The organism is Flammeovirgaceae bacterium, assembly GCA_015180985.1.
In the GTDB taxonomy this organism is placed as follows: domain Bacteria; phylum Bacteroidota; class Bacteroidia; order Cytophagales; family Cyclobacteriaceae; genus UBA2336.
This window is the reverse complement of the sequence record CP054185.1, coordinates 1,787,654-1,802,338: the sequence shown is the minus strand read 5'-3', so window position 1 is coordinate 1,802,338 and position 14,685 is coordinate 1,787,654. Positions and strand designations below refer to the sequence as shown.

The window sequence follows — 14,685 nt, the reverse complement described above, 5'->3', positions numbered from 1 at the left end:
TCACCCTGCAATATACGGCAGGATTGGCGTTTATACCGTTTTGCGGCACCAAGTAAAAGGCAATTGCATGCCGGCCTTTTTTTTAGTTTTACGTTTGTGGCCGGACTACTTTCATTACTTACCGTTATAGCCAAACACGGCTCCTTTAAAACCCCGGCTACTGATTTTGCTTTTTTACAAAAAAGTCAACTGGCGGGGTTTGAAAAATTTCTCCCAAATCAAAGTCTTCCTGAAAAGCCGCTTCCTCATAAGAACTTAATTGTTCATCAATTTAAAAGCACAGGTGCACACTTAAAAAGTTCACTTCGCCAGCAAGGCGGGCATTTAGTTGCCCCGGAAAAGAAACTTTTTTACGTGCGCATACCCAAGGCCGCAAACACATCCTGCTCGTTTGCTCTTTTAAAAATCAATTTTCCGGATTTACCCAAAACCATTACTTCAACCCAGGTAAATTTGATTACGGATTGTTGGCTTGAAGACAAGGTTGGGCCGGCTTTGAAAACATTAACCGGCTTTACCGTAGTGCGCCATCCGCTACACCGGCTGGTATCGGTGTACCGCGATTTTTTTGAACGAAACGATAGCGACTTTATTTACAACGATTACCTTTTCGGCATACTGCCAAAATCACTTTCATTCGATGAGTTTGTGTATCGGATCAGTAAAATCCCCGACCGCTTGAAGGATCAGCACTTCCGCCCGCAGCGCCAGTTTGTTGCATCGTATTTAAAAAGAAAAATCCCGGTGAAGATTTTTAAACTGGAAAAGCCGGAAGCATTACAGAAGTTTCTTTCGGCCTATGGTTTGGAGTTCCCTCACCTGAACCAAACTCCACCTTATGACTACCGTGTTTATTATTCCGGCAGCACGTTAAAAATAGCCCGTAACATGTACGCTTCTGATTTTGCACTGTTCAATTATGACCAGTGAACGGAATTACGACCCGGCCTCAAAAGATAAAACCACTCATTTTGGTTCAAAAACAAGCTTTTTTAAAAATCACGTTCTTTGGCTTAGTACTTGGTGATGCCAAGTACCGGCTGCCAAAGGCCGGCTGTTATGAACCTGGAGAACACACAAGTGCAGATGCGCAAAGGGGTATTGGAATATTGTGTCCTTCACATTATTTCGCGGGGCGAAGTGTATGCATCCGACCTGCTGGATGAACTCACCAATGCCCGTATGATAGTGGTAGAAGGCACCCTGTATCCATTACTTACCCGGCTTAAGAATTCGGGCCTGCTGGAATACAAATGGGTCGAGTCAAAATCGGGGCCGCCACGCAAATACTATAAACTTACCGATAAGGGTATGAAATTTCTGCAGAAACTTACCGAAACCTGGGATGAGGTCATCCATTCCACGGAAATGATCACGTCACGATCAAAAGCAACTTCCTAACCATTCGATTATCCCGACTATGAAAAAGAATATCAGCATCAATATCAGCGGCATCATCTTTCATATTGAAGAAGACGGCTACGAAGCGCTGAAGAAATACCTCGACTCGGTAAACAAATACTTCAGTTCGTTTGACGACAGCAGCGAAATTTTAGCCGATATTGAAAGCCGCATTGCCGAAATTTTTCTGAGCAAGCTCAGCGAAAGCAAACAGGTGATTACCAGCGAAGACGTAAAAAACCTGATTGCCACCATGGGCAGCGTGCACGATTTCAAAGCAGCCGAAGAACAGGATTTTGTGCAACCCGATTCGGGCACAACAAATTCGGGCCAACAATCCTATTCATCACAAACCGACAAGAAATTTTTACGCGACCAAAAGCGCAAAATACTCGGTGGCGTGTGTGCAGGCTTAGGCAATTATTTTAACGTTGACCCGGTGTGGATACGCCTGCTGTTTGCTTTTTTAACACTGGCTTATGGAGTTATTCTACTGGTGTATCTTGTGCTGTGGATAGTTATTCCGGGTTCCTATGACCTGGATGAGCCCCAAATTACCAAAAAGCTCTTCCGCGATCCGGAAAGAAAAGTGCTTGGCGGAGTTTCGGCCGGTATGGCGGCATACTTCGGCATGGACGTGGTAATTGTCCGCATACTTTTTATCATCCTCACCGTATTCGGTGGCCTTGGAATTGTAACCTACATTGTACTGTGGATTGTATTGCCCGAGGCCAAATCCATTACCGATAAAATGCAGATGCAGGGCGAGCCGGTAACCCTTTCAAATATTGAATCGAACATAAAAAAAGGAAGCGATGCACAGCGTAGTGAAGAGAATGCATTTACAAAGATCCTGCTTTTTCCCTTCCGCCTGCTGGGCATGCTTATTACCGGCTTAGGTAAAATACTAACTCCGATAGCCGAAGTACTGCGAGTGGCCATTGGTATCCTTATTGCATTTACAGGCCTCATCCTGGTTATTGGTGTACTGGTTGCCTTTGGCATCTTCCTGGGCCTCTTTACCTTCCAGTCGGCCTGGCTGCTGGGCTGGCAGGATATCAGTTTCCCGATTGAAGAGTTTTCGCGCGCCATTCCAACATTTACCGTAGCGGTGGCCTTTATCGGGTCGCTCATTCCGGGCATTATTATCCTGCTGCTGGGCATTTCGGCCATCGCTAACCGGGTAGTATTTAATGCCGCCACCGGCTGGTTCCTGTTTATCCTGTTCCTGTCATCCGTTGTGGTGCTCAGCGCAACCGTGCCGAAAATTGTAATGAGCTTTAAAGAAGATGGGGAACACAAAGTGGAAACGGTTTACGACTTACAAGGCAAAACAGCTGTACTGAAAATCCGCGAAACCGGACTGGACGATTATGACGTTACCACGCTATCATTAAAAGGCTACGAAGGAAAGACCTTTAAACTGGTACAGTATTTCGAGGCGCAGGGCCGAACCCGCCAGGAAGCAGCCAATAATGCGCAAATGATTAACTATACCGTTCAGCAACAGGATTCTGTCCTGACGTTTGATTCAAACATCCAATTCAGTAACGGGGCCGTGTTCCGGGCACAACGGTTAAAGATGACGCTGTACATCCCATACAATTATCCGTTCGTGCTCGATGATAACACCTGGCGGTTGCTCTCGCAGTATATTGAATACGAAAACCGTAACGGCAACACCTGGCTCATTACCACTGATGGATGGCTGAAGTGCATAACCTGCGAAAGCAAATCAGAAGAAACACCGTTTCCGCAGGACTCATCAGCTACTGATCAGTATGGCCTGGAGGATTTTAGTGAACTTGAACTGAACGGCCTGCTCGATGTAACCATTACCCGTGGAAATACCTATGCTGTAGAGTGGATCGGCCGGGATACCGAAAAAGAGAAATACAAAATATACACCAGAGGCAGCACACTGATTATTGATTATGACGATGAGAAACGAATAAACTGGAGACGCAACCCCCTTAAGCTGGAACAAATGAACATCCGCATTACAATGCCTGAGCTGGAGCGCATGGAAGTAAGCGGAGCCGGCAAAGTGCGGTTTAAAGATTTTACCGAAGACGATTTGGAACTAGATGCATCAGGTGCGGTTGAAATCCGGGGCGAGGCCAACGTGCGCGACCTGCGGGTTAACCTGAACGGTGCCTCTGAATTAATCCTTCAGGGAGAAGGCACTTCACTGGATGCCCGCATCAGTGGCGCCTCGCAACTGAGCGCATTCGATTTCCGCGTTCGCGATGCCGACATCCGCACATCGGGGGCATCCAAAGCAAAGGTGCATGTTACCGGGCGGCTGGAAATGAACGAGGGTATAGCCAGCAAAATAACCTATAAAGGAAACCCCGAAGTAATAAAAGACTAACCATGATTATCATCATTCTGCTCATACTATTTGTCGGGTGGCTGGTGGCACAGGCCTAGCCAACCCGGTAACGGAATATTTGTTTCTACCACCAGAATAGCGTAAAAAGCACGCCTTTACATTTATTTTTACAAGCCGTGCAACCCATGGGCGCCAGGGCGCATCTTACCAACGAACTGCATAATGGAGTTTACTATTTACCGGGCACAGGAAGAACAGCTGATTAAGGGGTGCATCAGGCGCGAGCGGAGCGCCCAGCAATCCCTTTACAACCGCTATTCTGCCAAAATGTATGCTCTATGTTATCGCTATGTAAAGGACAGTATGGATGCCGAAGACGTGCTGGTAACTGCCTTTACAAAGATATTTGAACGCATTGAACAATATAAAGGTGAAGGAAGTTTTGAAGGATGGATTCGCAAGGTAGTGGTAAATGAAGCGCTCACCTTTTTGCGCAGAAACCGGTCGATGTACCTTGAAACTGATTTGGAAGCGGCTGACCGTGAGCCAGACTATAACATAATAAGCAACCACCTGGAAGCGGAAGACCTGCTGCAACTAATCCAGCAATTACCCACGGGCTATCGAATTGTATTCAACATGTATGCCATTGACGGGTACTCGCATAAAGAAATAGCCGACCAATTGGGAATAAGCGAAAACACCTCCAAGTCGCAGTTGAGCCGGGCGCGCTCATACCTTCAAAAATTATTGGCCGACATGGATGGCCTTAACCATAACCACCACCACCATGAATCAGCAACTTGATTCGTTATTTAAATCAAAACTCGGACACCACGCTATTCCGCCTGCAATGGAAGCGTGGACGCGCGTTGAATCGGAACTTAATAAATCAGCCAAAAAAATGGTATGGCTAAAGGTTGCCGCAGGTGTTGCCCTGTTTGCCGTTGCCTCGCTGCTGCTCGTAAACTTAACCGGAACAGAGGAGCCCGTTATTGCACAGCAAACATCCGAGCCTGAACGTAATTCAGTTGAAATCACAGCAAAAATTCCTTCAGGTGCCGATCCGGTTGTACATGAGGCTACAAAATCAGCACGAAAGAAAATGTTACCTGAGCCTCCCGCCAAGGTGTTTCAACCAATAGCCGCCATCGAACTGCCTGTTGAGATAAATGAACACACCACTCCGGCTCCGAACAACGAAGAAACAATCACTCAACCGGCTACCGGATTGGTTATTGTGCTCACTGCTGAAGAAATCCATTCAAAATATTTATTAAAGCCGGAAGAAATTGGTGCAACCCCGGAACATAAAAAATCATCTCGTTTACAAAAGCTGGCAGGCCTGGCTCACAACCTCAGCAACGAGGATATTTTGGGCGACCTGCGCGACAGGAAAAACGAACTGTTTGCTTTTAATTTCCTGGATAACAAAAAAGACAAGAAAAACTAAACGATGATGATGAAAACCATTTTTTTAAGTACCTTCTTCGCAGGCATTGCCCTGCAGGCTTTTGCTCAACAAAAAACCGACACCGTTATTGTTGAACTGGCAAAAACCAGCCGCGTGGTATTTACGATAAAAGACCATGCCGACCTTTCAACGCTTCGGCAATACGATTTTCAGGCGTTGTTTACCGACATCCTGAACCGTATTGAAAAAAATCAGGCAGTTGCAGTTGCTGATACGCCACGCGTTGAAACACCCGATGAACCCGCTGAAGTAGTGTGGGATGACGATGATGACAACGAATGGCGCAGCAACCGAACCTACCGCAGCAAAAGAACCCGGCACTCTTTTAATATTGACCTGGGCCTTAACAATTACCTGCAAAACGGAAAATTTCCGGATGAAACCAATGCGTTATACACCGCGCGGCCCTGGGGCTCGTGGTACCTGGGGCTTACCTCCGTACAGCATACACCGGTTGCCGGTAAGCTGTTTATTGAATGGGGCCTGGGTATGAGTTGGTATACCTTTAAGTTCGAAAACGATAATGTCGTTATGTCGAAAGATGAAAACGGGGTGGTATTTGCAGAAGATTTAGACCCGGCCAGAAATTATTCCAAGAGCAAACTCTCGATGAGTTTTGTAAATGCCTACTTTATACCCATGCTTGACTTTGGCGGCCGCGGGGATAAAACCCGATTCTGGGATTCGAACGGAAGTAAATTCCGCATCGGCATCGGCCCGTATGCCGGCTACCGCATCGGCAGCCACAGTAAAGTGATTTATAAAGAAGATGGTGATAAAGAAAAGGATAAGAACAAAGACAACTTTTACCTTCAAAATTTCCGTTACGGAGTGCGGGTTCAGCTGGGCATACGCTCTACCGATCTTTTCTTTAATTACGATCTGAATGAGTTGTTTACTACCAGTCAGCCTAACAACCCAAAATTAAATGCATTCAGTTTCGGAATAATTTTCTGAGTAGGCTGCATAACCTTCCAATACGAGCTGCTGTTTACTCCGGCAGCTTTTTTATTTCCAGTCACGCACCCATCGTTGTTCATCTCCTTTCAAGTGCAGGTGGCTGGCCACGCGCCCGGGGAAAGGCCAAATTAAAACAAGCAGTAGCAGGCTGGTAATGAAGATACCCGCCAGCACTTCATCGGCAAGCAGGTAGTACCCTGCGGCCAGCAACACCAATCCGGTAATGATGATAACAAACCGTATGGATACAAGATAGTAATACCTGTTTAGCCGGTCGGCAAGACTCACTAACGTTCGCACAGGCTTTAATGAACGCCTGTAGTACTGAAAGGCTAACGTCCAATCAGCAACAAATACAAATAAAAATACATAGCGTAACCACACAACCGATTGCCCGTCAACACCCAGAGGATTGCTCAAGTGCCCTGTTGTAACGGCTAAAAATAAAAACAAGAAGGCTATCAGCGGCACCAGTACCAGTACGAACAGCCGGGCATACAATTTGTAAAAATACTCACTTGCCGACTGGTACTGCATGACTTACCGGTTGTTATCCGTGTCTCCAAATTATGCATTTCACTTTTAGCATCAGGGCATTTTATTGTATTTTTGAGATGCATTTCATGGAAGTTACTGCAACGATATCGCGTAAAAAGCAGGTTATCCGTAAAGCGGCTGAGCTTTTCAGGGAGAAAGGCTATGCCGCGGCCTCCATGCGCGACCTTGCCCAGAAACTGGGCATTGAAGCAGCCAGCCTGTATTCGCACATCAAATCGAAGGAAGAAATCCTCCGCACGCTGTGTTTCGATATGGCAGCCGAATTCCGCGCTTCGCTTAATGCTGTAGAGAAAATGAAAGCCTCGGCCAGCGAAAAACTGCGTAGCGGTATTGAAGGCCACGTGCGGGTAATGGCCCGCGACCTGACTGCCTCGGCCGTTTTCATGAACGAACACCGCCACCTCAGCCAGCCTTATCTGCGCGATTTCCTGCTGCTGCGCATCAACTACATCAACCGGTTTAAAAAAATCATTGAAGAGGGTGTGCAATCTGGCGAATTTAAAAAAGACATTGACACCAAGCTTTCTGTTATGACCTTGTTTTCATCATTAAACTGGATGCCCCTGTGGTACAGTCCGGAGAACTCCATTGCACCGGAAGCCCTGGGCAAACAGCTTGCCGATATGCTGATAAACGGATTAAAGAAGAACTAAACCAAAGGTTGGTTGTTACCTTAAAGAAAACCCCATAACTGGTATGTACGGAGGAGGACAAACTTTTGAAGGAATTAAAACCGATAGCCTGGCGCAGGAAGACCCGGTTAAACTGGCCGAGTTTGAAGCCCGCATTGACCGCGGTGAAAAAATCGAGCCCACCGACTGGATGCCGCAGTTGTACCGCAAACAACTCATCCGCATGATTGAGCAACACGCCCACAGCGAAATTATCGGAGCGTTACCCGAAGGCACCTGGATTACCCGCGCTCCGGGCTTTAAGCGCAAACTCTCGTTAATGGCCAAAGTGCAGGACGAAGTAGGCCACGCACAACTGCTTTACAGCGCTGCCGAAACGCTGGGTAAAACGCGCGAACAGATGATTACCGACCTGATTACCGGCAAATCAAAATACTCCAACATCTTTAATTACCCTGCCTTTACCTGGGCCGACTCATGTTTTATTTCGTGGCTGGTAGATGCAGGCGCCATCGTAAACCAACTGGCCAATGCCAAAGGAAGTTACGGCCCCTACTGCCGTGCCCTCGATCGGATTTGTGCCGAAGAATCTTTCCACCTGAAATATGGACATCACTGCGTTATTTACCTGGCTTCCGGCACAGAAAAGCAGCGCCAAATGTTTCAGGAAGCCATTAACCGCTGGTGGACACCGATGATGCATTTCTTCGGCCCATCCGATAAAATTTCGGCCCACACCGAAGTGCTGATGCGCTGGAAGGTGAAAATGGCCTCCAACGATGACATGCGCAACCAGTTCCTTGATATGTATGTGCCAAAAATCTGGGAACTTGGCTTCACCATACCTGATCCGAATCTGAAAAAGAACACGGATACCGGCCGGTGGGAATACACCGAACCCGACTGGGAAGAATTTAAGCGGGTGATAAATGGTGACGGCCCCTGTAACAAAGAACGTCTGGAGGTAAGGCGCATAGCCGAAGAGCGCGGCCGGTGGGTGCGCGAAGCGTTAAAAAAACCAAGCATGGCCTACGTTACGCCTTTAGCGTAACAGGCTAATTTGGAAACCGGTAAAATCCCGCCAGCATTTCAATTTCATCCCATATCCACTGAAGCGCTTCAGCCGGTGAACCAAAGGAGGTTTTCAGATACACCAGCGCGGCACTGTCTTCCGGCAGTTCATGATTCACCCATTTCCAGATATCCTCGGCAAGCAATATCAAATCATGGGTATGATACCGGGGGTAAAACCGGTACAGCACATCCAGCATCCACAATAAATCCGTGTACTTCATACAGTAAGCAACAGCAAAAAGAAACCGCAGGTTACCCCGAAACATGACATTTATCAGCACCGGTTTAAACCGTTTTCAAACGGTTGAAGGAAGCGTATATTTGTCGCGATGAAGTCGCTTGACCCACGCGTAAACCGGTTGCCGAAAGTAGGCCAGCCCGGCCAGGTTGAACCGAAAGCACCGCTCGACCAGCTCGGCACCTTTGAGGTATTTGTACAGGCAAAAGAAGGAAAACCCTTTCAGCATGAAGGCATCGTGCATGCCCCCGATTCAGAGCTGGCTTTTGTACTGGCCAAAGAGGCTTTCACCAGACGCTTCACCTGTGTTTCGCTGTATGTGGCCGATACACGCCATGTGTATGTTTCAGCCATGACAGATGGAAACACAAGCGCATGGGATTTTATCAACCTGATAGAACAGCAGCCGGGAGATAAAGTTTCGTATGAAATATACTGTTTACTGAGGCGCGGCAAGCAACATCAGCACGCGGGCACCGTACAAGCCGCCAATCCGGCCGAAGCCATGAGTGAAGCCAGGAAACTTTATGGTTCCAAACTGGTTTATAATGTATGGGCCATCCGCACAGCCGACATCCGGTTTACCTCGCCCGAAGAAAAGGAACTGTGGCTTACCCTGCCCGAGAAAAAATTCAGGGATGCCTCGGATTATAAAGGCGGTGATAAGCTCAAAGAATTTCTGGAACGAACTAAAGTTTAACCATGAACAACGCTGCATTAAAGGAGCTGCTTTATAAAATGGCCGATGATCAGCTCATCCTCGGCCACCGAAACTCCGAATGGACCGGCATGGGGCCCTTGCTTGAAGAAGACATTGCCTTCTCCAGCATGGCCCAGGATAAGATCGGGCAAAGCCATGCGTTGTATCAGTTGCTTCACCAGTTGGGCGAACAGGAACCGGACACCGTGGCCTTTACCCGCAATGCCGGCCAGTTTCATAATTGCATATTGGTTGAACTACCTAATGGCGAATACGATTTCAGCCTGATCAGGCATTTTCTCTATGATACAGCCGAGGCCCTGCGCTTCGAAATGCTTACCCGTTCATCGTATAAACCGCTGGCTGAACTGGCCGTAAAAGTCCGTGCTGAATTGCGTTACCACACACTGCACGCCAACACCTGGGTAAAACAACTGGGCAGCGCTACCGAAGAAAGCGTTAGTCGGCTGCAGCTTGCATTACAACAAGCCTTGCCCCATGCATTGGGTATTTTTGAACCCTCACCGTACGAACAAGATCTGATAACGCAGGGAATTTTTGGAGGTGAAGATATTTTACAGGAAAAATGGATGAAGCAGATTGACCTGGTACTCAGCCAAACTCAATTAAGTCTGCCTGATTGGAAACTACTTAAACCTGTTTATGGTGGCCGCCTGGGTAAGCACAGCGAACACCTGCAGCCCTTGCTCGATGAAATGAGTGAAGTATTCGGCATTGATCCAACTGCGGAGTGGTAATAAAACGGCCATGCCTTATACCGAAAAACAAATTCTGGAGTGGCTTGATGAAGTAAAAGACCCCGAGATACCCGTACTCTCACTGGTCGATTTGGGTGTGATTACCGGAATCAACATAAAACAAGAATCGGTATTTATTGAAATGACACCTACTTTCGTTGGATGCCCTGCATTAGATATGATGAAGAGCGATGTGCTTACCCGGTTGAAGGAAAAAGGTGTGACACATGCCGAAGTTGAAATCAGTTTTAAGAAATCCTGGTCATCCGATAGAATCAGCGAAAAAGGAAGACGTGCATTAAAACAATTCGGACTGGCCCCGCCACCTGCAGGCAAGGTGCTGCTTGAAGACCTGGACATACTGGAGCATGTGCCCTGCCCGCGCTGCAACGGCACAAACACCGAGCTTAAAAATCCGTTCGGGCCAACCTTGTGCCGATCCATTCACTACTGCAACGACTGCCGGGAAGCATTTGAACAGTTTAAACCGGTATAAAAACCAGCTATTTTGTGCTAAACCTTACAACCTGACAAAAGTAGGGCGGGCAGCCCCAACAATTTTATACTTTTGCGCGTACTGCTTTATACCATGAAGAATCTTGTGTTGGGTTTATCCGTTTTACTGCTGGCTGTCCTGCTGGGGGCCTGCACAGGGAAGCCTTCTGAACATCTTACCAGCTATACAAAGATTGATTCGCTTACCGATACCTACCTGCTGCTGAAGGATAGTATGCTGAATACCTGGAACCGGATGATGTATGATGATAACCAACGCATTAAAGCCATGAAAGCCATCCTGCACGAACTGAAAGTTACCCGCGAAACAGATGATGAACTTTGGCAATCACTTAACTACCGGATTGACCAACTGCACCGTATTCGTTTTACCCAAAAAACCATGACCAACAGCGATGTAGTGGAAGAGTATGACTTTGCTTCTAACTCACTTGTAACCGAAATCAGCGCCCTGGCCGAATCCATTCCTTCGTATGCATATAACAGCACGTTGCAGCAACTGGTTGAACGGTTGCGCCTGGCCGACCAGCGTATTGAAGTTCATCGGGCCGATTACGATGCAGCGGCACAGGCTTATAACCAGTTCATCGATTCCAACAAATCGATTCTGAAAGAGATTGATCAAAGCGCTACGTTGGAAAAGAAACCCCTCTTCTACTCGATTTCCGAATAGCACCAATTTTGGTATTTTAGCTGCATGGCAAAAAAAATCGGCTTTTTTACCGCCTTCATCATCCCCGCGCTGGTTATTGCAGGCTTTTACCTGGATGGCTACTGGAATTACCTGGCCATTGTTTTCGCTTTTATTATTATACCTGTAATTGATCAGGCCAGCGGATTGGATACAACGAATGTTGAACCACAGCGGGTAAAGGTTGTGAGCGAAGAATTTTTTTACCGGTTCGTTACATATTTATGGACGTTCATTCAATTGGCATTCATACTATGGGGATTTTACGCAGTGACGTCCGGAAAAATCAATACCCTGCCGGAGTGGATAGGCTTCACCATCAGCTTTGCGCTGGTTACCGGGGGCATTGGCATAACGGTGGCGCACGAATTGGGGCACAAGAAGAGCCGTCTTGAGCGCTTTTACAGCAAGTTATTGCTGATGACCGTGTGTTACATGCACTTCTATATTGAACATAACCAGGGCCATCATGTACTGGTGGCCACCCCGCACGATCCGGCAACGGCACGCAAGAATGAAAACTTTTACGCCTTCTGGTTCCGCTCGGTATTTTTAGGTTATGCGCACGCCTGGCAACTGGAGTTAGCCCGGCTTAACCGGAAGAACCTTCCTGTCCTTCACCCCAAAAACCAGATGATTTGGTTTGCCTTGCTGCCGGTGCTCTTTTGCCTGGTTTTCACCCTGCTGGCCAGCTACCTGCTTAAGCGACCGGCCATTGAACTACCGGCCTTCTTTTTTGCGCAAAGCATTCTGGCCTTTACCCTGCTCGAACTGGTAAATTACGTTGAGCATTACGGCATTGAACGAAAAGAAATAGCACCTGGCCGCTACGAGCGGGTTAACCCGCTTCACTCGTGGAATGCCAGCCACCTTATCAGCAATTTCTTTTTATTTCAGCTTCAGCGCCATTCCGATCACCACGCCAACGCCATCAAGCGCTATCAGGTGCTTAACCATTACGATGAAAGCCCGCAATTGCCGTTTGGTTATCCTACTATGATTTTGATCGCCCTCCTGCCACCGCTGTGGTTTTCGATGATGAACAAGCGACTCGAATCGTGGCAGCAGGCTGCCGTACCGTCTATCAGTTAACAAATCGTATCTCTACGCGCCTGTTTATACTGCGTGCTTCATCGGTCATCTCAGTTCGTAACGGCTTCGATTTTCCAAAACCATAGGTGGTTATCCTGGTTGGGCTAATGCCTTTTGAAATCAGGTAATCGGCCACGCTGCGTGACCGTTCACGCGAAAGCTTCAGGTTGTACTCATCCGAACCGATAAAATCAGTATGACCGGAAAGACGCACCGACACATCTTTATGGGCATTAAGATAGCTTACCACCTTATCCAATTCCGCAAAAGACGAGCGCATCAACACATAACTGTCAAACTCAAACTGAATGTTTTGCAAAATATAAACCCGGTTTAGCTCAACTGCCTGTGCATCAAATCCGGTTATGGCAACTGTGTCGGGTACCGGATCAGGTTCAAGTGAAACAACCGAAACATCATCAATGTAATAATAGGCGCTGTTGGTAAGCATGTGATTCTTACCAATGCGGTGCGGAAGCCGCATGGCTTTGGTTGATTGGTTATCAAAAAAATTACCAATAATCAGAAACTGCTCTCCTCCAACAGCTTTATAATCCATTGAAGCTTGTTCCCACAATCCGGTTGTTACCGTGATGGCCGAATCCTTTTCAACCGACAATACAGGAGGTATTTCCAGTACCTGATCATGGCTGAGGTTAACGGCTTTCGGTACAAGAGCAAGCCCAATACGATTTATGGTGTAAACCGAGTTTGACGCCAGCTTAAAATAAAATTCCAACCGGTACAATCGGCCGGCCTTAAGCGGTTCGGCTAATTCGCATTGAATGTATTCGCGGTAATTAACATCTTTATGACTGTGCGACCACACGTAAATACCGGCATACCCTTTACCGGAGTGTGCATTGGATGACCCGGCCCAATTGTAAGGTACATCAGCTTCGCCCCAACTGCAGGCATGAAACAGATCGGGCGTTCCGCGGGTAGGCGAATTCCAACCGGGCGGATTAAAATCCCTGCGATCGGTACTGTAGCTGTTCGGGCAAAGAACTAATTCTTCAAAACCAGGATTAGGAACAAGATTTTGAGTCAAACCAATTTTCAGCACAAAAAGCTGTGCAATAATTACGAGTGCGCTCTTCACTTATAGAAAGTAACTTCAACCCGAAACCGCGGGTCAATTGCTCCCAGCCGGTCGTAGGCCGATTTGGAAATCCGGATAACCAGTTTGTCCGTCAGTGCCGTATCCGGAAGTTTGCCGATAACCCGCACAAACACCTCGCGGCCGTTCATTTCGTTGCGCACTTTAAGGATTGTACCCACCGGGGCGGTGCGATGCAGCGCCAGATACTTGCGGTTGGCTTCGGTGCCCTCAATCAGTTCGGCCAGACCCGACTCAACAATTTCGTTGCTGCTACGCACCGGCTCCGATATGATTACCGGCTTGCCGAAATCAACAACGGAGGCGGTAACTTCTTTCTGCGGAGTTTCGGTAACAGGCCGTTCAGTTACTGTGGCAACCACCGGTTGCTCTTTATTATATACCGGCTGCGCCACCAAAAGCTGCTGACCGATTTTCAACTCTTCGGTAGTTAAGCCGTTCCATTCCTTCAGTTGCTGAACGGAAACACCATACTGCCGGGCGATAGAAAACAGCGTTTCTTTTGAAGCCACCGTGTGCATGGATTGAACTGATTTGACCGGGGGCGGAGCGGGCATGGGTTGTGTTGTTACCAGTGATTCACTCTTTTTTATAACCAATTCCTGTCCTACGGCAAGCGCATTATCCGCGAGGTTATTCCATTGCTTAAGCTCATCAACGGTTACGTTGTACATTCGTGAAATTGAAAACAGGGTTTCCTTTTCGGCTACCTTGTGGATGTTGCCCTGGGCCGGCTGTGGTTTGCTTCTTGGCACATAGGGCACTTTTAAAATCTGCCCCACTTCAAGGCCGGCATCGGCTGTCGGATTGTACTCCAGTATCTGGCTAACCGTTACCCCATAGCGCCTTGATATTCCGTAAAGTGTTTCTTTTTCGTCAACCCGGTGGATGATGAAAATCTTTCCGTTAATGACTTCCGTCCCAACCGAGTCGGGTTGCACTTCGGTGCCATAAAATGCCAGGCCGGTAAAAATCAAAAGTTTAATCATAATCAACATTAAAAAATTCCGGATAACCGGTCAAGCCTGCCAGTTCAGGATGCAGGTACACCAACTTTTCCATAAAGTTAACCATCCCCGCACGTCCAAAAAAGCCTTCCGGCAATTAAGTAAACAAATAATCAGCCAAACTATTGT

17 protein-coding genes are annotated in these 14,685 nt (G+C 47.5%); 13 read left to right on the top strand and 4 right to left on the bottom strand.

The features are described 5' to 3' along the window. The first annotated feature begins 96 nt into the window (after nucleotides 1–96). The 6 genes from HRU69_08495 (at nucleotide 97) to HRU69_08470 (ending at nucleotide 6,167) form a co-directional block, all read left to right on the top strand. Entirely contained in the window at nucleotides 97–930 is an 834-nt protein-coding gene (locus HRU69_08495; protein ID QOI97525.1) for a sulfotransferase family 2 domain-containing protein, read from the top strand. 129 nt (nucleotides 931–1,059) lie between these two features. After that, nucleotides 1,060–1,401, top strand: a complete 342-nt coding sequence (locus tag HRU69_08490) for a PadR family transcriptional regulator (protein ID QOI97524.1) — start codon at nucleotides 1,060–1,062, stop codon at nucleotides 1,399–1,401. A gap of 19 nt (nucleotides 1,402–1,420) precedes the next feature. Beyond that, nucleotides 1,421–3,775, top strand: coding sequence for a PspC domain-containing protein (locus HRU69_08485; protein QOI97523.1), 2,355 nt, complete (start codon nucleotides 1,421–1,423; stop codon nucleotides 3,773–3,775). 183 nt (nucleotides 3,776–3,958) lie between these two features. After that, entirely contained in the window at nucleotides 3,959–4,543 is a 585-nt protein-coding gene (locus HRU69_08480) for a sigma-70 family RNA polymerase sigma factor (GenBank protein QOI97522.1), read from the top strand. Then, on the top strand, nucleotides 4,527–5,189 hold the full coding sequence (locus HRU69_08475) for a hypothetical protein (protein QOI97521.1): 663 nt from the start codon (nucleotides 4,527–4,529) through the stop codon (nucleotides 5,187–5,189). Before HRU69_08480 ends, HRU69_08475 begins: the two co-directional genes overlap by 17 nt. 9 nt (nucleotides 5,190–5,198) lie before the next feature. Further along, nucleotides 5,199–6,167: a hypothetical protein gene (locus tag HRU69_08470; protein QOI97520.1), complete on the top strand. Its 969-nt coding sequence runs from the start codon at nucleotides 5,199–5,201 to the stop codon at nucleotides 6,165–6,167. Nucleotides 6,168–6,218: 51 nt separating this feature from the next. On the opposite strand, the gene HRU69_08465 is transcribed toward HRU69_08470, so the two are convergent. Beyond that, nucleotides 6,219–6,707: a hypothetical protein gene (locus HRU69_08465; protein ID QOI97519.1), complete on the bottom strand. Its 489-nt coding sequence runs from the start codon at nucleotides 6,705–6,707 to the stop codon at nucleotides 6,219–6,221. Between the two features lie 86 nt (nucleotides 6,708–6,793). Here HRU69_08465 and HRU69_08460 point away from each other — a divergent pair, with 86 nt between their 5' ends. Together HRU69_08460 and paaA are read left to right on the top strand one after the other, a co-directional pair. After that, nucleotides 6,794–7,381: a TetR/AcrR family transcriptional regulator gene (locus HRU69_08460; protein QOI97518.1), complete on the top strand. Its 588-nt coding sequence runs from the start codon at nucleotides 6,794–6,796 to the stop codon at nucleotides 7,379–7,381. A 43-nt stretch (nucleotides 7,382–7,424) separates the two neighbouring features. Beyond that, entirely contained in the window at nucleotides 7,425–8,411 is a 987-nt protein-coding gene (gene paaA / locus HRU69_08455) for a 1,2-phenylacetyl-CoA epoxidase subunit A (protein QOI97517.1), read from the top strand. A gap of 4 nt (nucleotides 8,412–8,415) precedes the next feature. Here paaA and HRU69_08450 read toward each other — a convergent pair whose 3' ends face one another. Beyond that, nucleotides 8,416–8,655, bottom strand: a complete 240-nt coding sequence (locus HRU69_08450) for a hypothetical protein (protein ID QOI97516.1) — start codon at nucleotides 8,653–8,655, stop codon at nucleotides 8,416–8,418. Nucleotides 8,656–8,763: 108 nt separating this feature from the next. Here HRU69_08450 and HRU69_08445 point away from each other — a divergent pair, with 108 nt between their 5' ends. The 5 genes from HRU69_08445 to HRU69_08425 all read left to right on the top strand — a co-directional run bounded on the left by HRU69_08445 (nucleotide 8,764) and on the right by HRU69_08425 (nucleotide 12,429). Beyond that, nucleotides 8,764–9,372: a phenylacetic acid degradation b gene (locus tag HRU69_08445; GenBank protein ID QOI97515.1), complete on the top strand. Its 609-nt coding sequence runs from the start codon at nucleotides 8,764–8,766 to the stop codon at nucleotides 9,370–9,372. A 2-nt stretch (nucleotides 9,373–9,374) separates the two neighbouring features. Then, entirely contained in the window at nucleotides 9,375–10,130 is a 756-nt protein-coding gene (gene paaC, locus HRU69_08440; protein QOI97514.1) for a phenylacetate-CoA oxygenase subunit PaaC, read from the top strand. Nucleotides 10,131–10,140: 10 nt separating this feature from the next. After that, nucleotides 10,141–10,626, top strand: coding sequence for a phenylacetate-CoA oxygenase subunit PaaJ (gene paaJ, locus HRU69_08435; GenBank protein ID QOI97513.1), 486 nt, complete (start codon nucleotides 10,141–10,143; stop codon nucleotides 10,624–10,626). 93 nt (nucleotides 10,627–10,719) lie between these two features. Then, on the top strand, nucleotides 10,720–11,319 hold the full coding sequence (locus HRU69_08430; GenBank protein ID QOI97512.1) for a LemA family protein: 600 nt from the start codon (nucleotides 10,720–10,722) through the stop codon (nucleotides 11,317–11,319). 24 nt (nucleotides 11,320–11,343) lie between these two features. After that, entirely contained in the window at nucleotides 11,344–12,429 is a 1,086-nt protein-coding gene (locus tag HRU69_08425) for an alkane 1-monooxygenase (protein ID QOI97511.1), read from the top strand. Here the strand turns inward: HRU69_08425 and HRU69_08420 are convergent. Together HRU69_08420 and HRU69_08415 are read right to left on the bottom strand one after the other, a co-directional pair. Then, nucleotides 12,422–13,531 (bottom strand): OmpA family protein, encoded by a 1,110-nt coding sequence (locus HRU69_08420; GenBank protein QOI97510.1) that lies wholly within the window; start codon nucleotides 13,529–13,531, stop codon nucleotides 12,422–12,424. The two genes, HRU69_08425 and HRU69_08420, sit on opposite strands and share 8 nt — an antisense overlap. Next, entirely contained in the window at nucleotides 13,528–14,538 is a 1,011-nt protein-coding gene (locus HRU69_08415; protein ID QOI97509.1) for a LysM peptidoglycan-binding domain-containing protein, read from the bottom strand. Before HRU69_08415 ends, HRU69_08420 begins: the two co-directional genes overlap by 4 nt. Between the last annotated feature and the right edge of the window lie 147 nt (nucleotides 14,539–14,685).